Source organism: Streptomyces sp. NPDC059743 (assembly GCF_042732975.1).
In the GTDB taxonomy this organism is placed as follows: Bacteria; Actinomycetota; Actinomycetes; order Streptomycetales; family Streptomycetaceae; genus Streptomyces.
The window spans coordinates 195201-217750 of sequence record NZ_JBHWGS010000010.1 but is presented as its reverse complement, the minus strand read 5'-3'; the positions used below and the strand labels follow the sequence as shown (position 1 = coordinate 217750).

The 22550-nt window shown below is 68.0% G+C and carries 16 protein-coding genes and 3 pseudogenes; 12 read left to right on the top strand and 7 right to left on the bottom strand.

Going from position 1 to position 22550, the window contains the following annotated elements; all coding sequences use genetic code 11:
* Positions 1-230: 230 nt before the first annotated feature.
* Positions 231-1979: a hypothetical protein gene (locus ACFV6H_RS19615; RefSeq protein ID WP_385543541.1), complete on the bottom strand. Its 1749-nt coding sequence runs from the start codon at positions 1977-1979 to the stop codon at positions 231-233.
* On the bottom strand, positions 1927-4236 hold the full coding sequence (locus tag ACFV6H_RS19610; RefSeq protein WP_385543538.1) for a hypothetical protein: 2310 nt from the start codon (positions 4234-4236) through the stop codon (positions 1927-1929). The genes ACFV6H_RS19615 and ACFV6H_RS19610 overlap by 53 nt, the downstream gene beginning before the upstream one ends.
* Positions 4237-4468: 232 nt before the next feature.
* On the opposite strand from ACFV6H_RS19610, the gene ACFV6H_RS19605 reads away from it, so the two are divergent.
* From ACFV6H_RS19605 to ACFV6H_RS19580, 6 genes are all read left to right on the top strand, one after another.
* Positions 4469-4645, top strand: a complete 177-nt coding sequence (locus ACFV6H_RS19605) for a hypothetical protein (RefSeq protein ID WP_382870917.1) — start codon at positions 4469-4471, stop codon at positions 4643-4645.
* Positions 4646-5391: 746 nt separating this feature from the next.
* Positions 5392-7020: a type I-E CRISPR-associated protein Cse1/CasA gene (locus ACFV6H_RS19600; protein WP_385543534.1), complete on the top strand. Its 1629-nt coding sequence runs from the start codon at positions 5392-5394 to the stop codon at positions 7018-7020.
* On the top strand, positions 7013-7597 hold the full coding sequence (casB, locus tag ACFV6H_RS19595; RefSeq protein WP_385543531.1) for a type I-E CRISPR-associated protein Cse2/CasB: 585 nt from the start codon (positions 7013-7015) through the stop codon (positions 7595-7597). Before ACFV6H_RS19600 ends, casB begins: the two co-directional genes overlap by 8 nt.
* On the top strand, positions 7594-8964 hold the full coding sequence (locus ACFV6H_RS19590; protein ID WP_385543528.1) for a type I-E CRISPR-associated protein Cas7/Cse4/CasC: 1371 nt from the start codon (positions 7594-7596) through the stop codon (positions 8962-8964). Before casB ends, ACFV6H_RS19590 begins: the two co-directional genes overlap by 4 nt.
* The gene (cas5e, locus tag ACFV6H_RS19585) at positions 8961-9842 is read left to right on the top strand and encodes a type I-E CRISPR-associated protein Cas5/CasD (RefSeq protein ID WP_385543525.1); all 882 of its coding nucleotides are present in this window, start codon (positions 8961-8963) and stop codon (positions 9840-9842) included. The genes ACFV6H_RS19590 and cas5e overlap by 4 nt, the downstream gene beginning before the upstream one ends.
* On the top strand, positions 9824-10588 hold the full coding sequence (locus ACFV6H_RS19580; protein WP_385543522.1) for a type I-E CRISPR-associated protein Cas6/Cse3/CasE: 765 nt from the start codon (positions 9824-9826) through the stop codon (positions 10586-10588). Before cas5e ends, ACFV6H_RS19580 begins: the two co-directional genes overlap by 19 nt.
* A gap of 494 nt (positions 10589-11082) precedes the next feature.
* Here ACFV6H_RS19580 and ACFV6H_RS19575 read toward each other — a convergent pair whose 3' ends face one another.
* Entirely contained in the window at positions 11083-11298 is a 216-nt protein-coding gene (locus tag ACFV6H_RS19575) for a DUF6243 family protein (RefSeq protein WP_384783190.1), read from the bottom strand.
* Between the two features lie 673 nt (positions 11299-11971).
* Here ACFV6H_RS19575 and ACFV6H_RS19570 point away from each other — a divergent pair.
* Both ACFV6H_RS19570 and ACFV6H_RS19565 read left to right on the top strand, forming a co-directional pair.
* Positions 11972-13390, top strand: coding sequence for a DEAD/DEAH box helicase (locus ACFV6H_RS19570; protein WP_385543518.1), 1419 nt, complete (start codon positions 11972-11974; stop codon positions 13388-13390).
* Between the two features lie 80 nt (positions 13391-13470).
* Positions 13471-13809 carry a thioredoxin family protein gene (locus ACFV6H_RS19565; RefSeq protein WP_382854488.1) on the top strand — a complete coding sequence of 113 codons (339 nt, stop codon included), beginning with the start codon at positions 13471-13473 and terminating at the stop codon, positions 13807-13809.
* A 327-nt stretch (positions 13810-14136) separates the two neighbouring features.
* Here ACFV6H_RS19565 and ACFV6H_RS19560 read toward each other — a convergent pair whose 3' ends face one another.
* Positions 14137-14331: a hypothetical protein gene (locus ACFV6H_RS19560; protein ID WP_385543514.1), complete on the bottom strand. Its 195-nt coding sequence runs from the start codon at positions 14329-14331 to the stop codon at positions 14137-14139.
* 1 nt (position 14332) lies between these two features.
* Here ACFV6H_RS19560 and ACFV6H_RS19555 point away from each other — a divergent pair, with 1 nt between their 5' ends.
* The 3 genes and pseudogenes from ACFV6H_RS19555 to ACFV6H_RS19545 all read left to right on the top strand — a co-directional run bounded on the left by ACFV6H_RS19555 (position 14333) and on the right by ACFV6H_RS19545 (position 17477).
* A complete protein-coding gene (locus tag ACFV6H_RS19555; protein ID WP_385543511.1) occupies positions 14333-14818 on the top strand; it encodes a hypothetical protein in 486 nt (161 codons plus the stop codon).
* Positions 14819-15379: 561 nt separating this feature from the next.
* Positions 15380-15766 (top strand): annotated as a pseudogene (locus ACFV6H_RS19550) (site-specific integrase); the annotation flags it as partial.
* A gap of 775 nt (positions 15767-16541) precedes the next feature.
* Complete coding sequence (locus tag ACFV6H_RS19545) at positions 16542-17477, top strand: aldo/keto reductase family oxidoreductase (protein ID WP_385543508.1); 936 nt, start codon at positions 16542-16544, stop codon at positions 17475-17477.
* 354 nt (positions 17478-17831) lie between these two features.
* Here ACFV6H_RS19545 and ACFV6H_RS19540 read toward each other — a convergent pair.
* The 3 genes and pseudogenes from ACFV6H_RS19540 to ACFV6H_RS19530 all read right to left on the bottom strand — a co-directional run.
* Positions 17832-18938, bottom strand: a pseudogene (locus ACFV6H_RS19540) (polysaccharide lyase family 1 protein); the annotation flags it as partial.
* A 101-nt stretch (positions 18939-19039) separates the two neighbouring features.
* Complete coding sequence (locus ACFV6H_RS19535; protein WP_385543505.1) at positions 19040-20233, bottom strand: right-handed parallel beta-helix repeat-containing protein; 1194 nt, start codon at positions 20231-20233, stop codon at positions 19040-19042.
* 93 nt (positions 20234-20326) lie between these two features.
* A complete protein-coding gene (locus tag ACFV6H_RS19530) occupies positions 20327-21001 on the bottom strand; it encodes a DUF3631 domain-containing protein (RefSeq protein WP_385543502.1) in 675 nt (224 codons plus the stop codon).
* Between the two features lie 98 nt (positions 21002-21099).
* Here ACFV6H_RS19530 and xerC point away from each other — a divergent pair.
* A pseudogene (xerC, locus tag ACFV6H_RS19525) lies at positions 21100-22022 on the top strand (tyrosine recombinase XerC).
* The last annotated feature ends 528 nt before the right edge of the window (positions 22023-22550 follow it).

The window sequence follows — 22550 nt, the reverse complement described above, 5'->3', positions numbered from 1 at the left end:
GCTCTGAGCTTGGGAATCCACGGCGTCTAAGAACTCCACACGTACCTGACCAGGGGTTATTTGAGCGATGAGCTGTACTCGAGTCGGTTGGAATGACTGCTTCTGTCCTTGGTGTACCGCCCTGAAGGGCTGGGATGGGGCTAGCCTGTGAATGGACGGACACGAGGACGGCTCGGGCGGCCTGGGCCAGCACGACGAGGGACGTCACGTTCAGGGCCACGGAGCGGTGATTATCCAGTTTCTGTCTCGTGCTGTGTGCGTCGGCAGGTTTCCAGCGCGATCACGCCCAGGCGTTCCAGCGCCTCGGGGGCAAGTTGCGGGAGCAGAGGGATTGTGTGGGTCCACGCGTTGCTCTTCAACAGCTTCCACGTCATCTGGCGAGCCGTCGTCTCATCAGGGGGACTTCCAGCGCCAGATGCCCGGGCGAGTGCCAGACAGGTCCGGATCACCCGGTCGTCGGCCCGGTGGTCCGTGGCCAGGGTCACCTGGATACCCGAAAGGTAGGCGGCGGTTGCCCAGAGCGCGGCTGTTCGCCCGCTCTCCGTCGGTGCTGCCTCGGCATGAGCCCAAGCGGCGGCAACGTCACCCTCCATTGCCGCGAGCAAGGCGACCTCTGCGCCGGCGTCTTGCGTCGGGCGGAGCGATTGCTGCCATCTGTCCGTAAGGACTGCGACGGTGCCGGAGTCCTCCTTAGGGAGGTAACCGAACCGTTGCAGTAGGGCAAGGACGGTCATCGACGGTGCGTGCCATGGCATGGGTGTGTCGGCCACGCGAGGCACGGCCTGGTGGAGTGCGTCACGCAGCCGCTGATCGGGTTCCCTGCCGTTCGGGAAGGCAGCAAGCAGCGAGGCGAGTTGGGGGAGGAGCCGGAGCGGGCTACCTGGCTCGATCCGCAATGCCAGCCCTTCTACGAGAGGTTCGACAACGCGTGCTGCCGCTTCGGGATCGTGGGATACCAGCCCGGCTGCGACAGCTGTCAACGCCTGCCGCCTCTGCGCGGCACCGCCTGTCGCCATGGCGCAAGCCGCAGGTCCGTCCCCGGCATGGCCCAACGCCTGGGCCACGGCGTTCGCCAGACCCGGTTCCGTACGGCCGGACACCAGGCTCGCCGCCTCACGGGCGTATCGGACGGCCGCATCGCCGTGATCCCCGAGAGAGCAGCCAAGGGAGAGGGCCGCCAGATGTCGCGCGCGGGTTTGGGGGTCGGGCAGAGCCGCCGCGAGACCCTCGGCATCGGAGAACGTGCCGACGGTCCCCAGTGCTTGGCACAGGCCCGTCGTCCAACTGTCCGGGACGGGAGGATGGTCCGCGTGCTGCGATGTCCATGGTCTGGGGGATCGGCGTAGGGCGGTTTCCAGCAATTCCTGGCTGCGCGGAAGGTTGCCCGAGCCCAGCTGGTGATCTGCCTCAAGGAGTACCTGGAGGTGGGATTCATCCTGCGGCGAAGCGTCGTCCGGGGAACGCATTCCGGCGGATGCGCGATGTGCGCTCCGGTTTCGGCTCGTCGACGGGCGCCGTACCTCACTTCGTACGTCCTCCGAGCCCGGCGGCTCCGGCTTCGTCCGCGTACGCTGCGACAGTGAGGTCTTCGGCAGGTTGGGGTTCTCGGCCTTGGCCCCGGACCAAGCCTCGGCACGGGCCTTGTTATGGAGGTTCTGCCGCTCGAGGGTCCGGCGCTTCTCCTTCCTCTTGCCATCAGCCTTGGCTCTCGCGTCGCTGTCCGCCGTCGCCTTGTCTTCCACGGCTGCCTCGACGACCCACAGCGCTCGTTCGAGCATGGAGTCCACGAGTATGTCGCCGCGCAGTCGCTCCGAGCGCAGTTGCTCCGACGCGGAGTTCAGCAGACGCTTGATCTCGTCGAGGTCGCCCTCCTTGGCCTTGGTGTCCTTGACCGCCTGAGCGAGCCGTGTGAGTGCCGTGGCCAGTTCACGCCCAGGGGGAATCCGGTGACACGCGGACGGCGCATCGAAGCCGCTCAACACCTGGATGACCCCGTTCAGCCCGGCGACCGCCGTCTGTATTAGTATGGTCGCTTTGTGGTGTCGCGGACTGCCAGGCAGACGGTGCAGGGCCGAGGCGCCGGCGGCCCGTACGCTGACCGCCTCCAGACCGTCCGAGGGATCGAGATCCGCGCAGATGGCTTCGATGTGATCGCCGGCACGGAGACTGAGGGAAGGAACGGCCCGCGCCAGTGCCCCCCCAGAGATCCACCGCGGCTGTCCGGTCGCGCATTCCACCTGCGGTCAGGTCTTCAGCCCGGTTGTACAGCAACGCTACGACGTCGACGTCGTGGACCGTGTTCAGCAGTCCGGCCGCCGCGACGAGTGCCTCGGTACCGGCCGCCCGATCGTGGACCACGGCACGTAGCAGCGGCCGGGCGGCGTCCGGACGTTCGAGTGTCACGAGGGTACGAATGGCACCAAGGAGCCGCGTGTACACATCAGGGTCTGCGGAGACCGGAGAACGGCCGTCAACGCCGACTCGGCTTCGAGCCAGCCACTCCACGGCCTCCCGTATGACGCTGTCCAGGTCGGCTCGTGCCGCGTACGCCATCTCCACCGCCACGTCCGCCAGGTGGACGGCCCTGGCGGAAGGCGTTGGCGCTGAGCGGGCGAGTCCGCGTGCGCGCTCCACGTACCCCAGTCGTACGAGGAGTGCGGGCGCCCCGTCGGGCACCTCGCGTAGGTCTTCACGCAACAGAGCCCGTACAGCGCAGAGCGAGACGAGTGTCACCAGCCCTTGAGTGCCGTCGCCGTCGCTGATCTCCTCCTCGAAAGCGTCCAGTTGAGCGAGGGCAACGGTCGCTCCGCTCGTGCTGGTGAGTCGGCGGAGCCGGCGCACGTCGAGGACGTAAGCAGCGCGTTCGGGGCCGTCGGTCAGCAGGCGGAGCTGATATGCCAAGGGATAGGGGGGTGTTGCAGCAGGCCAGCCCGCCGCGTGCCACCGCTGCGACCAGGCCAACAGCTCGCGGGTGTGCCGCTCAACGGCTGCCTTGTCCAAGCTCTCGCGCACCGTGTCGGCAGGCTGGGGTTCAGCCAGGGCGTACGTCACTGCTACAGGGTCGTCGAGAACGATGGCGCGCCCTGCCGGTCCCTGCGCCACGCGGTTGAGCCGGTCCTCGGAGAGCTCGGTCAGCTCCGCCAGGTCCGCGATGCGCAGGCCGCCGCCCGATACGGCGAGCAGTTCCGCCACCGACTCACCCAGAGCGCCGGTGTCCGGCAGCGGCTGTCGAAGCGGCGGTACTCCTGGGACGCGGAGGAGAGTGCGCAGGTGCTCGGCTTGGCGCAGCGGGTGCCCGTTGGGCACGTCGTCGGGAAAGCGCACGCTGCGTCGCAGGGAGACGATGACGCGCATGCCGGAGTGGGGTGGGGAGGGAAGAAGCGCGGCGATGCTTCCGCGCACAGGTTTCTGCCTCGACCGGGCTTTGTTCCCGGACTCGGCCTCGGGGTTCCCGGACTGCCCCACGTTCCGCCGCTGGGCACCGCACGCCAGGCTCCCGCCCTCGGAAGCGAGGCCGGACCAGGCCACGTCGTCGTCGAGTCCGTCGACCACAAGCACGAGTCTCCGACCGTTTTCCTTGCTTTTCTTGGCGGCATCGGCGAAGAGGCGTCTCCACTTCCGGGGGCCCACAGGGGCGCGGTCCGGCTTCTCACCGAGGAACTTGCCCATCTGCTCGGCGATTTCCTTGCTGAAGGCTGCCTGTGTGTCGGTGCCGTGCACCGAGGAGACGAAGAAGCTCAGGATGTCCACGTCGGTCGGCGGGTGCCTTTGGAGATAGTCGGCCAGCAGCGCTGTTTTACCCACGGGAGCGTCGGACTGCCAGCACAGATACGTCGGCGCCCCAGAACTGGTTTCCCTGAGGAACGCATTCATGACACTGCGTTCGTTGGTCCGCCCCTCGACATTGTCTGTGGCGACATCCAAGGCAGGCTCGTGCACTCGGATGTAGCGGCGGTCCGCGCCCTCGGCGTGGGGCTGGGAGGTCCGTCGCCCCCGTCCGGCTGCCCCCTCCTCCTGCGCGGCACGCAAGGCCGCCTCCCACTCGGCATCCGTGTGGAGCGGCTGGCCGACTGTTTGCTGCAGCATTCTCACGATGGCCCAGAAGTCGACCACGCGCTCGGGCGTCGGAGAGGTCTTTCCGTCCTTCCAGCCCCGGAATGAGCTGCGAGGAGTATCGAGACCTTGAACTACTCGCGCTGAGCTCAGGCCCGCTTGCTCCTTCAACTTGGTCAGCATGGCGCCCAGTTCGCGGCGTGCACGATGACGTGAGCCGTGGTCCACCGGTCTACCCCCTGGTTCCAGTCCCTCGACTGCTGAAAATCTCGATGCCAGTGTCAGGTATGTGGTCTCTGAGCTGCGGAAATCGTGCTGCTGTTGCCCGTTCAGCTCGCCGCTGGGTCCGGGCTGCCGCGAGTCTGGAGCCAGCGCCGAAGCAGCCGAGCAACGGCTTCCGACGGAAGGATGGACTGTGTCCGTTTTCCCACAACTTCTCTCCTACACCGTAGCCCTGAGCGCGTGCGCCGCGCTGCTTTACGCGGGCGGGCTGTTCGTTGTGGCCCTCGTCTCCGTCTTCGCGCCCACCCCGGCACGACGCAAGGACGCCCGGACGACGCTGAGCATCCTCATCCGTCGGCGCTCGCGTTGAGGGACTGCGACGACTTCGTGCTCGGGTTATTGGTCGAACTCGGGTGCCTGAAGTTCGCTGCCTGAGCAGAAGACAAGGTCGCGCGGACCCAGTATGGCCTGAACTCGCCCATACTCTCCCGACGTTGGTATAGAACTCTCTCTGTGCGGCGGCCTGTTGTGGTCCGTGTCGACGCCCCCAGCCCTGCGTCCGCAGGGGTGGAGGTCTCGACATGGGAGGAGTGCTATGGGCGCAGCCGTACGAGAGTGGCTGGGGCGCCACGGAGGGGACCTGATTCTCATCGTGGCTGCCGCGGTGGTGACCAAGGTGGTCGATCACCTCTGGTAGACGGCCGTTCTCGGCGCAGTAAGCGCGCCAAGAACGGCCCACCCCGGCAGTAGAGGGTTCCCGTTCCGCGCGCACGGGACGGGAACCACTCCGCGACCCGCCGGCCTACCGGCGGGGTGCTGCCAGGGTTGCCGATGCATCGGCAACCGCCCAGTCTATGCCCCGAGGCGCCTGAATGGGGCTTCGGAGTCCAGTGGGGTGTGAAAGGTGAGTTGAGGTCCAGCAAGCGTGTTCCCGCAGAGCGCGGGAGTGGCCCGTCGGGAGCCTGAAGGACGCTGGCGGAGCTTTTCCCCGCATTCGCGGGGGTGGCCATACACCCCAGCTTCCAGGCTGATGCCGGACAAGGCAAGAAACGGGCCGCCTTCCGTCACCGGCTGCTAGCTTCCTGACTGTCCGGCGGCACCGGTGTTACCTCCTGGATGTCGACTCACAAGGCGGTGAAACAAGGTTTGCCTGACCATCGATCGCGCGATCCGGCCGGGGCGAGACCCAGTTGGGACCCTCGCTTCAAGCCCTGTATCCCCACCGTCACCCTCGACGGTGCGACAGCCCATCACTCCCTGTGTGCTCTTCTCGCTCAGGCCGATGAACTGGCCGCCGTCGACTGCCTCTCGCCCGGCGAGAGCGTTGCCGTCATCGAGCACCTGCTGGCTATCTGCTTCGCGGCCCGAACGTGCCCGTCCTCGGACAGAGAATGGCGTGAGTGGGTCGTCCGCGAGCAAAGCCTCGAACGCGCCGCCACCTGGTTGGCAGACCAACCGGACGATGCCTGGGACCTGTTCCACCCTGACACCCCCCTGGTACAGAACTCCCGACTGGCGGAGGACCTCCGCGAGAGCGGTACCGGGACGGCCCAACTGGTCATCGAGCACGCCGGTGACTACAACCAGCATTTCGACCATCACCACCTGGAACGCGGCAATCCGCTCCCGGCGGCGGACGCGTTCCGGGCCACGCTCACGCAACACGTCTACGGCCCCTATGGACGGGCCCGCATGTCGGGGAAGCGGCTTGGGGCCAAGGTCACCAACCTCGCCGCGGGCCGGCTCACGGGAAGGATTCGAGTCGTCGCCCTGGGCCGGACTCTGGGCGAGACACTGCGGCTGAATCTCTACCCACCCTACAGATCTGGCGAGCCGCTCAACACGTCCTGGACCACGGGCGCCACGCGCCGCGGTTTCGAGGAGCGGGCCGAGCCCCGAGCGCCGCGAAGCTCCGCAGACCTGCACAGCGCTCTCGGGCGTTCCGTGCTGCTGCGCCCCGCCCGCGGCTCCCGAGGGCAGATCACGGTCGACCGGGTCCTGATGGGAGCCGGCGAGGTCCTTGTGCTCGATCCGGAGCGCCACCTCCAGGACGCCGTGTTCAGCACGACCACGAGTGGTGTGAAGAAGCCGCTGTGGCCGTCCCCCACCAGGGCGCTCTGGCAGCAGGCCCACGCCCTCTACAGTGCCGTCCGGGATGACCGGACCGGCTTGTACGCGCGGCTGCGTTCCCTCCCTCGCAGGCGGGAAGACGAAGGCGTTCCGTACCAATTGTGGGCCGTGGGACTGCTCGCGAACAAGACCCTGCCGGTCATCTGGGCACAGGGCGCCTATCCGTATGCCCCCCTGATGGCTGCCCACCTCTACCGTGCTTCGCGCCGGGGTTCCGACGTCGCCGAACACATCGCGGGGACTCTGAAGAGCGCGGCCGTCGTGGCGGCCGAGATCGCCTTCCCTGCCATGAGGACTGCGGACGAGGCGGGTCAGGTGGCACGGCTCGACGCCCGATGGGCCTTCTGGCCCGTGGCCGAGGATCCCTTCCATGAACTGCTGGACGAGGTGATCGACCGGGGGCCGGAGGACGATGACCCGGTCTCCGAGCCCCTTGTCGCCTACGCACTTGACCTCATGTCCACAGCCCGTACCCAGATGCTCCAGCGTCTCGACAGCCTGCCGCCGAACGACCGCAACCACCGTGCGCGGGCCAAGGCCGTCCGGCTCTTCGAGGACGCCATGTCCGGAGACCGGGCTCCGGCCGAACTGCGAGGGGAGATCGCACGTGACTGAGAACAGCCCTTCTGTGGGAACAGGCCCGGAGCGCACTCCAGTTCCGCACGACAGCGCCGCGCTCACCGCCTGGCTCACCGCTCTCGTCCGCAACCGGGACTATGGAACCCTCGCCGAGTTGCGCCGGGCCAAAGGGGGCACCAACGCCCACATCCGTGCGGGGTGGTACGGCGGCGACGACCACCGCGACTTGTTCGAGCGGATGGCCTTCCTGTTCGCGATCTATCACCAAGGGCGCCCCGTGCCCTCGTACGGTCGCGGCAGTCTGGGCGCTGCGGCGCGCTGGATCGGAGACGGAACAGGACGTGGGCCCGAGAACCCCGGAGCCCAGCGTCTCCTGAACCGCATCGTCGCCAGCAGGCGCATCCCGTGGCGCCACCTCCAGCACGCAGTCACCAGGCTGCGGTCTTGCGAGCAGCCGCCACCGTCCTGGACCGAACTGACCGAGGATCTCGTCAAATGGAACGATCGCAGGGTGCGCGTCGCCTACGGATGGTCGGTCGAGTTCCACACCCCGCCGACACGAGGCCGGGAAACACAGAACGAAGCGACGACGCGGAAGGACTTCAGCCCGTGACCAAGGTACCTCGAAGCCAGTTCCTGTCCCTGCACCTCATCGAGACCGTCGCGGCGGTCCTTCCGGTTCGGGACGAGAACGCCCAGCCCAAGACCCTTGTTTTCGGGGGCGTGGAACGGCACATGATCACCAGTCAGGCCCGCAGACGTGCCGAGCGTGTCCACGCCCGCAACCGCGCCAACGCAGGCCGTGGGGCACTCAAAGGCCGCAGTATGGGCGTCCGTACCCGGGAGTGGGCGATCCTGGCCGGCCGCGAACTGGAGTCCGCGCACCAGTGGGAGAAAGACAAGGCCCTGGTGACGACGCGCGCGGTGATGGAGGCGAGCGGCCTCAAGTTCGGCGACCCGAAGAAGAAGACGGTGGCCAACCTGACCAAGGTGCTCATCTTCGCGCCGTCCGACGCTGCGGCGAGGATTGCGGACCACATCGCGGGACATGCGATGGAGGTTGAGGAGTGGCGCGACGCGTATCTCGAAGCCCAGAGCCGCGCGGAGGCGAAGAAGCCCCGCCGTGGGAAGAAGAAGCCCGCATCCTCGCCTGAAACGGACGCGGCGGAAGAGGCCGAGGAGACCTCGTCGCGGGGGGAATCCGCAGCGGCTGCCGCTCTGCCACCGCTGCCGAAGGCCACACGCGACGCCGTTCTGCTCGCCCTTGCGCCGCGCGACGCCGTGGACATCGCTCTCTACGGCCGCTTTCTGGCCGAGATCCCCGACTCCCCGAACGTCGACGGCGCCATCCAGACCGGGCACGCCTTCACGGTGCACGAGGCTGAGCAGATCGAGGACTTCTACGCAGCGGCAGACGATGCGAAGTTGGACCGCAAACGCAACGCACTCAGCTTTCTCGACGCCGCAGACGACGCGGGTGCCGGAATGACCGGGTACCAGTCGCTGATCTCCGGCACCTTCTACCGGCACGCCGTCCTCGACCGCACGCAGCTGCGCACCAATCTTCGGGCGGCGGGAATGGACGAGGAAGGGGCCGAGACGGCCGCGTCCGAGGCGGAGGAGGAGTTCGTGAACTCCTTCGTGGAGGCGTTTCCCGAGGCCAAGAAGAATTCCACCGCATCGACCGGGTCTCTTCCCGCCCTCGTCCTCGCCTTCGAGGGGGAGCGCCCTTACAACTACGCATCCGCCTTTCAACGGCCGGTGGACGAAGGCCCGGTGTCGGCCGGCGGGGAGGGGCCGGCAGGTCCCGCCGCTGTTCGCAGGCTGCTGCGCCACCACACCTTCGTGAGCCGCCGCCGGGAGGACCTGCTTACTGCGCGGGTGCTCACGTACGACCCCGAGATCGACCGACTCCTCGGGGAGTTGTCGCTGTCCGAGTCGTTGACCGTGGTGGAGCGCGCCGAGGATCTCACCCCGTGAGCGGCTCCCACGTCCTGCTCGTCCGGCTGGCCGGCCCCTTGCAGTCCTGGGGCCTGGCCGGCCGGTTCGCACGACGCGACACACACAGCCGTCCCACGAAGTCGGGCGTGATCGGCCTGTGCGCCGCAGCACTGGGCCTCGCCCGGGAGGAGCCCCTCGGAGAACTCGCGCAGGTCCTCTTCGGGGTGCGGGCCGACCGGCCCGGCACGCCGCTTCGGGACTACCACACGGTCGGCGGAGGTAGATTTCCTCTGCGCCCCAGGGATCTCTTGCTCGATCACCAGCGGGCCGCGAAGGCGGTGTTGGCCTCGGATGCGGAAGGGGAAGGTTCACAGCCAGGCCCGTTCGGGCGCGGGGAACTGGAAGCCTGGTACGGCTCGCCGAAGTACGTCACCGCGGACCCGATTTCAGGAGCCCTCGTCTCAAAAGAGGTCCGTCGCCACGCTTTGATCACCGAGCGCTGGTACATCGCCGATGCTGCCTTCCTTGTCGGTCTGGAGCACCCGGATGCGGCGTTCCTGGAGCGCATCGCTCACGCCCTGGAGCATCCGAAGCGCCTGCTCTGGCTCGGTCGCAAGGCATGTCCCCCCTCGGGTGATCTCGCCCTCGGCGTCGTCCCGGGCACCCTCAAAGACGCGTTCGAAACACACGCCCTCCTCCCCGAAGCCCCTGGTGACGAAGGTGGGCCGTCGGCTCCGGTGACAGGCGTACGCCCGTGGGCCTGGATCGAGAGTCCGCGCCCGATCCCCGGTGTCGGCCCCCTGCCGGACCAGCCGGTCCAGTTCGGTCCTGACGGAGGCGTACACAGCCTGCGTTGGGAGAAGCGCCACCGCATTACCATCGCCTCGCACGCCCGCGGATGGGACATCATCCTGTGAACAGGACCCCCGACACCTCGCATGTACCGTCAGCCCCGCGCGGGGTTGCCAGGTTCGTCGCCACACAGACCCTGCTGACCCTGGACGCCCGGCATCCTCTCGCTGCCAAATCACTCATCGACGCACAGGACATGCACCGGACCGTCATGAGCGGTTTCCCCGGCTGGGTGGATGACGACAGCCCCGACGCCCGCTCCCAGATGGGCATCCTGTCGACCTGGGCCGTCGATCTCCGGCAGGCACGGCTCAACCTGGTGGTCCAGTCGTCCGTCCCCGCCGACTGGAGTCGCGTTCCCCGGGCCGCCTTGGCCGAGACACCGGAGACCCTGACCGTCGACCACACCTTCCGCATCGGAGACCGCGTCGACTTCCGTACGGTCGTCAACCCGGTCTACAGCCTCCCGTCGGCGCCGGGTGCACTGCCTAGGTCCCGCGGCACCCGCGTCCCGCACACGCGTCCCGAGCACGTGAGGACGTGGGTCTCGCGCAGGCTGCAACCGTCCGGGGAACCTGCGGTCGCCCCCAACGGTGTCACCCGCATCGGGGCCGACGCGGACACCGAACGGCTGGCGGTGCGCATGCTGCCGCGCGTCTCCAGCCCGGCACCACACAAAGGCCTGCGCATCGCTCGTGCGGAGATCAAGGGGAACCTCACGGTCACCGATCCGGAGACGTTCGTCGCCGCCCTTACCCAGGGCATCGGTCACGCGCGTGCGTACAGCTGCGGGCTGATCCTCGTGCGCTGAACATGGATGAGCCTTTTGCCTTTGGTCCTGAAACACCGACTCGGCGGTGTGGGCGCCGTTGCACAGGTCAGCGGTCCCTACGTGGACGCGGTGGCACGCGCCGTGAAAGTGGTCTAGATAACAAACGGCCCCCGGGTCTGTGACCTGGGGGTTTGTCGTGGAGCGGGTGACGAGAATCGAACTCGCGCTCTGAGCTTGGGAATCGCCCTGTACTGCGTAGGCTTGCCTGCCTCTGACCTGGGGAAACGCGTCCTGGGAGCGTGCCGCAGTGGTTTCGTTCGGGCCCCTGCTGACCGCTGTTCACCGTCCTGACTGGCACGTAGTGGCACGCCCATCCCCGGGTGGTCGGCTGAGACGCTGGTGGTCGGCCGAGAGCTGAGCGGGAGTGGCCGCGTTCGGTACGGCCGCAGACCCCCGGTACGGCAGCGGGGCCTGGACCGTGCGTCGCGGCCCTGGCCCTGCCCCGTGCGGTGCCGCCCTGCGACAGTGGTGCGTCAGCTCTGTGCGGCGTCGTCGCCCGTCTGCCCGGCGCCCTCGGCTGCGCCTGCCTTCTCGCGGATCTTGCGCACCAGCTCCGCCTTCCGGTCGGCGGCGCCCTTGCGGTCGAGGTTGCGGTGCGGACCATTATTCTGCCGTTCGGCGCGGGACAGCCTCTTGCGCTGGCCGCCGCCCATGCCCACAGGGTTGTTGATGTTCTTGCTCACGGTCATAGGTTCTCCCGGAATGATGTGAAGTGATTTACGGATTCATCGGTGGGGGACGGGCGCGGCGACGTCGAGGGACGTCAGCAGGGGCCCATCACGCTCTCACTCGTAAATCGGCGTCCTGGCCTTCGGCCGAGTATGCGCCGTGCACGGACAGCCGTGCACGGACATGCTGGTCATGTATCAGCGCAAGCGCGAGACATCGATCCCGAACTCCCCGATCGCCCGCGCCCCGACCGTGCCCGCCATGGTCTCAAGCCGCGGGGCAACCGCGTCCAGCGCCCGGCCACCTACGGCAGGAACCCTTGTACCGCTCGGCAAGAGCATCCCGGATGTCGAGGGGCCTAGGGCCTCTCGTTTGGATCTTGCTGGGCTCGCGTGCCCTGGCACCGCGCCTCGCCGCGTTGTCGTCAGTCGACGACGCTCCGCGTCGCCTCCCTCCTCCGCCTTGCGATCCACGGCACCAGACCCCGCTCCCTGATCCAGCCAGATCCAAACGAAAGACCCTACCGGCCTTCAGCGCGTGACGATCCCCGGGGCGGGTGCCCGGCCGGGCCGCGGGACGGCCGGCGCGAGGCCCGCGCTGGTAAGGTTGGGTCACGCTTGCAGAGAGCCTGGGCCCGTGCCGGACAAGGTACGGGCCCAGGTCCGTTCAGGGCGCCGAAACGAGGATCCCCCAATGAAGGCGAAGCAGTCGGCCTCCGGTCGCTCCGGACCCGGCAGGTCCGACCCGGGGAGGGCCCCGCGGGGCGAGTTCTCGGTGCCGGGGACACTGGCGCCTGGCCTCCCGCCGGCCGGCTCCTTCGCGGAGCTGGAGCTGCCGGTCGAGCTGATGGGGGTGCTGGCGGGGCTCGGGATACGGGAGCCATTCCCGATCCAGGCGGCCACCCTGCCGAGCGCGCTGGCCGGCCGGGATGTCCTCGGCCGCGCGCGGACCGGCTCGGGAAAGACCCTCGCCTTCGGGCTTGCGCTCCTCGCACGTACGGCGGGCCGGCGCGCCGAACCGAAGCGCCCTCTCGCGCTGGTCCTGGTGCCGACAAGGGAACTCGCGCAGCAGGTGAGCGAGGCGCTGGCTCCCTACGCGGAGGCGCTCGGGCTACGCTCGGTGACTGTGGTCGGCGGGCTGGCGATCGGCCGGCAGGTGGCGGCGCTCCGGGCGGGTGCCGAGGTCGTGGTGGCGACGCCGGGACGGCTGGCCGATCTCGTCGCCCGGCGGGACTGTCACCTGGACCGGGTGCGGATCGCGGTGCTGGACGAGGCGGACCAGATGTGCGACATGGGTTTCCTGCCGCAGGTCTCGGAGACCCTGGACCGGACGCCCCCCGGCGGGCAGCGGATGCTGTTCTCCGCGACGCTCGACCGCAACGTCGATCAACTGGTCAGGCAATATCTGAGTGAGCCGGTGTTCGCCGCGGTCGACCGGGCGGAGGGCTCGGTCGCGACGATGGACCACCACGTACTGAACGTCCATCCCGCCGACAAGTACGCGACAGCCACCGAGATCGCGGCTCGGGACGGGCGGGTGCTGATGTTCCTGGACACCAAGCACGGTGTGGACCAGTTCACCCGCCACTTGCGGAGCAGCGGCATACAGGCGGGTGCTCTGCACAGCGGGAAGTCGCAGCCGCAGCGCACGCACACGCTGGCCCAGTTCAAGGACGGCGAGATCACGGTGCTGGTGGCCACCAACGTCGCTGCCCGTGGCATCCACGTCGAGCACCTGGACCTCGTCGTCAACGTGGATCCGCCCTCCGACCCCAAGGACTACCTCCACCGCGGCGGGCGCACCGCGCGTGCCGGGGAGCCCGGCAGCGTAGTCACGCTGGTCACGCCCGGCCAGCGCCGGGACGTGAACCGGATGATGTCGGACGCCGGGATCCGGCCCACGGTCGCTCAGATTCGCTCCGGCGAGGAGAGGCTGACCAGCATCACAGGCGCGAAGCGCCCGCCGGTGCAGGACGGGGCGAAGACCGGCAACGCGGCGTTCCGGGGTCTGGGTACCCGCGCGGGCCGCCCGCCGAAGGAATCCCGCAAGGCCGCGGAGGCGCGCACGATGGCGGAGGCCCGCAAGGCCGCCCGAGCGCGCAGGGCCCACTGACGGGCGGTAGGGCCGTCGCGGTCGGGAGACACAAGGAGGCACCCACTGCCTCGCATCAAGTGGAGCGTCAAGGAGTGCCGATGGCAAACAGGGTCCAACAACCCCATGAGGACGCCGAGTTCGAGTTCATCCTGGCGAGGGTGGACGTGCCGGTGCTCGCGTACTTCCACGGGGTGTGGCCCAAGGCCGCAGCAGCATGCAAGGAAATGGATCCCCTGGTGCGGGAGGTGGCCGACGCCTACGAGGGCCGACTGATCGTCGTGCGGGCCGACATCGCAAGGTGCCCCGGCCCCGTACGGCGGTACGGCGTCACCGGCGCGCCCTCCTTCGTGCTGATCGATCGGGGCGAGGCGATGGCGGCCGGGAGCGGTCCGATGTCCAGGACCGCGCTCGGGGAGTTCCTGGACGCCCACCTGTGAGCAGGCCGCATACCGGCCGGCGAGGTTGTGCCCGCAGCGACCGGCCCGGGCACGATCGTGGCCGCAGATGTACAGCTCTTCACCGAAACCGGTGAGTGCCCTGGTGAGGTCCTGGCGCTTGCGCAAGGCGGCTACCCGTCGTGGCTGGAAGTCTGCTCATCGAGTAGCGGACGGGCCTGAGTGACCGCAACTTCCGGGTGCTGAATGTCGGCGCCGGTACTTGGTGCGGGGGAGCATCCGTATCTGTACTTGCAGGTGAACGGCGATTTTCAGACGTCCGAGCCGCTGCGCGTTGAGGATCAAGGCCTCTACGGCTCTGTTGGCTGGTCATGGGCGGCCCTGGTTCCGATCGCCGTCGAGGACGGCTGCAAGGTCATCGAAGATCCCAACGAAATCCACGGCCGGCATCTCCGCCACGAAAACCTGGCCCGCGTCCTTGGGGTGCTCGATCAGGTGTTCCCCACGCCGGAACTGCGGCGTGAGCACGAAGCGGCCCTGGCCACGCAAGAGGTGGGCCGTCACGTTGTCGATCGGGGCCCCGATCCAGGACCCGGAACCGGCGTTCCTCTACGAGATCCCCCATGACACCGCGGCCCCCGCCTGCATCCCCGGCATCTTGCGCACCGTCCTGTCCGGAACCCAGCTCTACAGCAGTGACGACATCAGCGACGTGCTCGGGATGACGCTCATCCGCCTTCACCCGGAGGAGATCACCCCCGCCCCCGAGCCCGAGGAGGAGCAGGCGCTCAGCGTCCTGCGCGCTCTGTCCGACCCCGGCGACGACGAAAACCCCTTCCTGATCGGCTTTGTGATGAAAGACGGTGGTCTGATGCGCCTGTACGTACAGCATCCGGGCCGCTCCGGTCTCATCGGTGTCGACATCCACCTCACCGACACACTCACCGCGCTGACCGCCTCCCTCCCCTCCCTCATCGAGGAAAAAGAACGCCACCAGCCCGCACCGGACGACCCGTACTGCGATCTCATCGTGGACCTGACCGGCTGTTAGGGCACGGGCTTCGTCGCCTCTCGCCGTCCGGGGGGACTGCTTCGATGAAACCACCTCAGCTCGTAAGGGCTGAGTGCTCGACGCGGACGCGTCCACCGCGTTGACGTTGTTGTGGAGCGGCCGGACAGGGCCTGGACGGCCCCGGACTCCGGTCCCGGTAGGACTCCGTTGCTTGCCGCCGCCGTACGCCGGGGCGGCGATCTCCAGGCAATGCCCGGTCAGGGGTGTTCTGCAGGGTCTGGCCTGCTGCGGTGGAGCTCCCGAAACGCCACCGCGCGTAGCCAGTGCCTCCGTAGCCGCCGCAGGTTTCCGTACTGGTCGGCGGAGACGTTCCGGAGGCGCGACACGGAGTCCGGCGAGAGTGTGTTTGCCCCGGACTCCACGGACGGCGGCGGCTCGGCCTCGGGGGTGCTTGCCCCACCGGTCCGCACCGGTTGAACCACGGCCGCCGCGGAGCCGGATGCGCGCGCGGCCGGGCGCGACGGGGAGGCGGTGGCGGACGGCGGCCCGGAAGGCGACGGTGACGCGGAGAACGACGGCGCCGGGGAGGACCACGCCGGGCCCGATGGGCTGGTGTCCGTCGGCGAGAAGGGGGCGGCGCTGCGGGGGACCACCTTCGGCTGCAAGTGGCGCAGGGCGCGCGACAAGGTCGGCCTGCCCGGGGATTTCCGCTTCTACGACCTGCGGCACACCGGCAACACCCTCGCCGCCGACACCGGCGCCAAGCTGAAGGACCTGATGGTCCGCGCGGGTCAGTCGTCCGAGAAGGAGCAGTTGATCTATCAGCACTCCACCAAGGAGCACCAGCGCAAGCTCGCCGCCGACATCGACACCGACGTACGCCGTCAGCAGGTGAAGGCGGCGGAGGGCGCCAGCGAGGGCGCGACTGTCCACCCACTCGTTCCGCGTCGGCGTGACGTCGATGGACTCGTCTCGCGAGAGGCGTGACGCTTCTCCGAGCGCCGGACCGGCATCCCGCTGGTCCGGCGCTTTACGGCCGCACGCGTCCATGATCCGGCCATCGTGTCGCGCAGGTCACTCGAAATGGTCTAGGCAACAAAGAGGCCCCGGCCGTTGGCCTGGGGCTTTTGTGTGGAGCGGGTGACGAGAATCGAACTCGCGCTCTGAGCTTGGGAATCAACGAGCATCCGGTCGCCTCGTATGCTCCTGACCAGCGAGAACCTTGTACAGACGTGTGCCCGGCCGACGGTCGGATGATGCCCGTAGTCACCGTTGTTTGCCCCTACGAATGGCATGCGATGGCACGCGGCAGCTGTGGAGGCTCCGCGTGGGGTGGTCTCTTGCGCGAGGCATGCCGACCGGGCCGCCTCTCGGGCAGCGATTCGCCATGGCAGTAGTTGGAAGTTGTCAGGCCGGGGCCGGAGGGGACGTCCGCCCGTGGCGAATGTCCCTCTCGCTGCGGATGCGGCCGCGTTCCTTGGACGGGCACGTACCATTGCTGCGGCATTCCGGCGGGTCGGCGAGATCGATCGCTGGACTCGATGCCGGGGGAGACGGGCGAGCGGCGATGCCGGGTTGGGCTCCGCACCTCGCCCTCCCACCCGTCGTGATCCCGGTCCCCGGTGCGTCCCGTCCCGCGAGCATCCGGGACTCGCTGCCGCCGATGGACCCTCCGCCCCCTAAGGTGCAGAGTGGACCCGTTTGTGCTGTGCGGGACCTGAAAAGTCTGTGCGGGACCTGAAAAGTTGAAAGGAAAGCCGTCGTGAAGACCTTCACCATGCCCGGCACCGACATCCTCGCCCCGAACGTCGTGCTCGGCTTGATGCGTATCGCCGACAAGACGGACGAGGACGTCCGCGAACTCGTCCGCACCGCGCGCGATGCGGGCATCGACTTCGTCGACCACGCCGACGTATACGGAGGCGAGCTGCACGAATGTGAACGCCGCTTCGCCGACGCGATGGCGCTGAGCCCGTCGCAGCGCGACGAGATCACGATCCAGACCAAGGCGGGAATCGTGACGGACGGGCCGTACTACGACTTCTCTTACGACCACATCGTCAAATCGGTCGAGGGCTCACTCGCGGCCCTGCGGACCGACCGCATCGACATCCTGCTGCTGCACCGCCCCGACGCGCTTGTCGAGCCCGAAGAGGTCGCCCGCGCCTTCGATGAGCTCGAATCCTCGGGGAAGGTGCGCGCCTTCGGCGTCTCGAACCAGACCCCACGCCAGATCGACCTGCTGCGCAGGTACGTGCGTCAGCCCATCGTGGCCAACCAGCTTCAGCTCTCGATCACACACGGGCCGATCATCACTCAAGGGGTCGCTGCGAACATGCTCGCGGAGCAGCAGTCGGTCACCCTCGATGGCGGAGGGATCGTCGACTACTGTCGTCTGAACGACATCACCATCCAGGCATGGTCTCCCTTCCAGGCCGGTTTCTTCACGGGGGTCTTCCTCGGCTCGCCGGACTACCCCGAGCTCAACGCCGTTATCGACCGTCTTGCCGGCCAGTACGACGTCCCCGCCATCGCGATCGCGACTGCCTGGATCACCCGCCACCCCGCTCAGATGCAGGTCGTGCTGGGCACCACCAACCCGGAGCGCGTCGCGGGCGCCGCCCAGGGCTCAGAACTTCCACTCACCCGGGCCGAGTGGTACGAACTGTTCCGCGCCGCGGGCCACCTCGTTCCCTGAATCCGGCCGGCCGGCACCACCTGACCACCTGACCACCCGGAACCGGACCGCACTGGCCGGTGTGGCCCTGCAACTCATTCTCACGACGAGGTGTGCGGAACGCGCGGTTCAACCCAGAACGTGCCCGCACTGTTCCGACCCTCCGCGAGGCGCGTTCCCGTTCCGGGGAAGGCCGCTTGACGGCGGGCCGCAAGCCGACCTAGGCGTACTGATCACGAGCGTTGTTGACGTGGAGGTCTTGATCAAAGGCGAAGACCTCCGTGGGTGGGTGCCGGGACAGCTCCCACCGCACGGAGGTCTTCGCCATGTTCGAGCCCCGACGAGCGTCGACAACGCTCGTGATCACTACACCTGGCAGTTGCCGTCCGACACCTGGAGCCCCTTGTTGGCACCTGCCGTCCGGGCCACGATGTTCGGCACGCAGCCGGCCGCGTCGAGACTGTAGGAATAGGGGATGCCGACCGTGGTGTTGGACTTCAGGTCGGGCCCTGCGGGGTTGTTCTCGCTACCGGGGCTGGACCAGGTCACGTTGTCGAGAATGTTGCCGCTGACCTGCCAGTACCCGGCTGCGTCGGTGTAGAAGGTGCCCAGGACGTCCTTGGAGTCCTTGAAGTAGTTGTTGTCCACCTTGGCGCGGGCCCCGGCCCGGGAGTTGATGCCGGACTCGTTGAGCTTCACGTAGTGGTTGTTGTAGATGTGGGCTATGCCGCCGCGCAGCAACGGCGTGCGGGAGTCGATGTTCTCGTACAGGTTGTGGTGGTACGTGATGAAGCTGTTCGAGAGTTCGCTCTCGCTGGACCCGACGAGGCCACCGCGGCCGGAGTTGCGCAGCGTGCTGTAGGAGAGGGTCACGTACCGGGTGTTGTTCTTCAGGTCGAAGAGGCCGTCGTACCCCTCCGACTCCCCACCCGATGCCTCCAGGGTGACGTGATCGACCCAGATGTTGTGGACGTCGCTCTCCATGCCGATGGCGTCACCGCCGTTGGACGTGGGCGAGCCGGACTTCTTGACGTTCCGGACGGTCACGTTCTGGATGATGATGTTGCTGGACTTGCGAATGTGGATGCCCAGTTGGTCGAAGACGGCTCCGCTGCCGACGCCGATGAGCGTCACGTTGCTGATCTCCTTGAGCTCGATCACGCCGGCGGCGGTGTTGCAACTGTCGCCCGACACCTTGCTGGTGTTGCCGTGGTTGATCGTCCCCTGCACCTCGATGGTGATCGGGGTGCTGCTGCTGGCCCGGCCGCACAGGGCCGCGTGGATCGCGGTCCCCGTGGTGGCCCGCACCGTCTGTCCGCCCGTACCGCCGGTGGTCCCACCGTTCTGGGTCGCGTAGCCGGTGACACCGCCGGTCGCCGCCGACGCCTCGGGCATGGACAGAACCACACCGGTCACGGCCGCGAGAGCCATCGTGGCCAGCGCCGCATGGAGTCGCGGAGCGACTGATCGTCCTCGTCTCATCTTCGCCTCAACTTCCGTCTCGTACGCGGGTGTTGTTGCTGCCGTTGTCGTTCTTGCCGCCGTTGTCGTTGTGCTGGGACACGCCCTGCGGAGAGGACCGGTTACGGCGTGACCTGGTTGCCGCCGAAGGTCACCACGAGGCGGCCGTCCGCGGCGAAGGACCAGCCCAGTGCCCCGGTGTACGCGGAACACCGCGATCCGTTCGAGCCGGTCCAGAACTGGTTCGATCCGTCGGCGTTGCCCACGGTCTTGTCGTTGGACCCGTCGTCGTCGCGGCAGGAGACGTTGCCGCGGAAGACCGAGGTACCGGCGTCGAACGAGAAGTTGCGCTCGGCGTTGTCGATGCTGACGTTGTCCGAGACCGTCATGCTGCCCGGGTTCCGGTTGTAGGTGAATCCGTGCTTGCCGTTGTCGTAGGCGATGCTGCGGCGAACGACGTGATTGACCTTGATGTCCTCGCCGCCGAGCTTGTAGCCGTTGCGGTCACCGCTGGAGTTCTGGGTGCCGTCGGAGAGGGTGCCGTTCTCGTAGGCGAGGGAGTCCTCGATGGTCACCGCGCCGATCGCGCCGGTATCCGGCTTGGTGTAGAGGTCCCAGCCGTCGTCGATGTTGTTGTGGGACACGGCGTAGCGGAAGACATTGCCGGGTCCGGAGGTGAGCTTGGCGGCGAAGCCGTCGGCGTCCTCACCGTCGGAGTCGGCGTTGTCGTGGGACTCCGCGCTCAGGATGAGGTTGTTGGACGGCCACCGGTCGCGGGGGGTGTCGGATGCCATCCGCGAGAGCTGCAACCCGGTGTCGCGGTTGAAGCGCGTCACCGTGCGCTCGAACACGTTGCCACTGCCGCCGACGAAGATTCCGTTGTCCCCGGCGCGCTCGACGACGATTCCCTTGACATGCCAGTACGACCCGTTGACGGCGAGCCCGCGGTTCGACGGACTCGCCGACTGGGCCGCGAAGTTCAGCACCGGCGTCTCGCCCGGATAGGCGGTCAGTTCGGTGCGGTCGCCCGAGGTGCCATCGGCGCCCTGCGGGATGGTGACGGTCTGCGAGTAACGGTACGTGCCGCCCCGTAAGTAGATCGTTCCGCCGGGTGTGATCCTTGCGATCGCCGAGGTGAGGGTCGTCGGGGCGGACTGCGTGCCCGCCGCGCTGTCGATGCCGTTCGGCGACACGTACAGCGCGGCGGCGGACAACGCCTCGTGAGGTACGGATACAGCCTGCGCGGTGGTGCCGGGGAGGGTGAAGAGCGTGCCGGTCAGCAGGCTGACGCACGCCATGAGGGGCTTCACTTGCATCGTGTCTCCAGGTGGGGTGGGTCTGGTCAGGACTCGGTGGAGGTACCGGAGAAGGCGCTTGGTCAGGAACGGTAGGGACGCTCCATGGACACGTCAATGACCCTGTACATGATTCTTGTTCAGCAACCTGAACGCATCAGGGTGTCCAAGGCGCCTTGTGGGTGCTTCAATCATCTGTACATGTTTGTTGTTCAGTAACATGAACTTGACGGAGGTCGCTCGCCAGCTGGGTACTGTCCGGATCTGGAGCCCGCGCGCGAGGGCCCGGGGGCCGCCCCTGTCAGTGGCGGCGTTGCGGAGTCCGCTCCAAGCGGCGCCGCTCTGGGCCCTCCCGTGCCCCGTCCGGCGAATCGTCCGCCAGGATCCGGGCCGACGCCCCGACCGCCCGCAGGTCCTGACGAATCGCCTGACCGATGGCACGTGTCCGCCCGGCAGTGTCAACGGCCATGTCGTTCTCCCCGTAGGCGGCCAGGAGTTCGCCCCGCTGGCGGCCGGCGCGGATCGCGGCGCTTCCGGGTGTGGGTATCGGGGCGGTGGGTGTGGCTGGGGGCACGCGGAAGTACTCCGGGAAGGGGGTGCGCGCGGGTACCGGCGGGCGTGGGTGGCGGGTGCCGGTTCCTGCGCGGGGCAGTAGCGGGCCCAGGCGTCGAGGAACTGGTTGCGGGCGAAGCCCTTGGCTTGTGTGCCGCCGGGGAAGCGGTGGTTGGCCGAGCTGATGCCGTAGTCCTTCAGCAGCAGTTGCAGGCGGCGGGGGTGATCCCATGGCATGGCTGCTGTATTCGGAGCGTGCTTGACGTGTTCATCGAGACCAACACCGTCCAGCCCGCTGTCCGTCGGACCCGCGCCCGCAACAAGAGGGCGGCCTGATGGCGAGGAAGAAGGCGGCGAAGCGCCGCTTCGGAGCGGTGCGGCAGTACGCGTCGGGGCGTTGGACGGCCAGCTACGTCGACCCCGCCGGGCTGCGGCGGCGCGCGCCGGAGACCTTCGCGACCAAGACGGACGCGGACATCTGGCTGTCCCAGATCGAGGCGGATCTCACCCGAGGTGACTGGACCGACCCGGATGCCGGGGCCGTCAACTTCGAGGAGTACGCCTTGCGCTGGGTCGACGAGCGCGAGCTCGCGGCCACCACGGGAGAGCTGTACCGCCGCTTGCTGCGGCTGCACATCCTGCCTGCCTTCCGGCAATGGGACCTTGACGAGATCACTCCTCCCCGGATTCGTGCCTGGCGTGCCGAACGTCTGGAGACGCTCAAGGCAGACACGACGGTCGCGAAGGCGTACAGGCTCGTGAAGGCGATTCTGTAGACGGCGGCTGACGATGAGCTGATCCGGCGTAACCCGTGCCGGATCAACGGGGCGGGCAAGGAGTCCGCCGACGAGCGGCCGATGGCCACCGTGGAGCAGGCGGACACGCTCGCCGACGCGATGGGTCCACGCTGGCGGCCCCCTTCCGTCGTTCCACGTTCGGGCGGAGTGGCGCAAGGCATGGGACAAGGTCGGGTTGCCGCCCAACTTCCGCTTCTACGACCTGCGGCACACCGGCAACACCCTCGTCGCTCAGTCCGGCGGCACGCTCAAGGACGTCATGGTGCGCGCCGGCCAGTCGTCGGAGAAGGCGGCGCTGATCTATCAGCCAGGGCCTCGACGCCCGCGTACGGGCGGCGCGGAAGGACGCCGTCAGCAACCACGGCGACGGGCGGTCGGACTCGGACAATGTCCCAAGTGGTGCGCAAGTGGTGCGAGAGGCCATGAGAGGTCTAGACAACAACGAAACCCCGGGCCATTGACCTGGGGCTTCTTCATGGAGCGGGTGACGAGAATCGAACTCGCGCCCTGAGCTTCTTTCGAGCGGTATGCGGGTGGGGCCGGCTCTCTGGGCGCGCCTGCGGGAGGAAGCCGAGCGGGTGCAGGCCACACTCGGAGCGGCCGGACACGATCTTGAGCGGTTGGCCGATGCGCGGGTGACGGTCGCGGAGGTGCCGGCCGACGAGCCGTCGGCCGGGGAAGCGGGACTGGTCAGATACGCGGTAGTGGGCTCCGTCGTGCCACCGGGGGCCGAGGGCATCGGTATGGAGGCGCTCGCGTCGGCTCGTAGGCGTCCTGGGCTGTGGTGGAGTGATCCGGTTGTCTCCGTCCGGATGATGTTGAACGGTGCCGAACGCAACCACAACTGCAACCGGCGGTCGACGCGTCTGCCGCAGCGGCCCCTCCATGTGGCGCCCCGGCAACGCGGCCCGGTCGCGGAATCGCGGCCTTTACGTGGGCGAAGACCAGACGTCGGTGGGGTGGGCGAGCCGGTCGGACGGTGGCCGTGG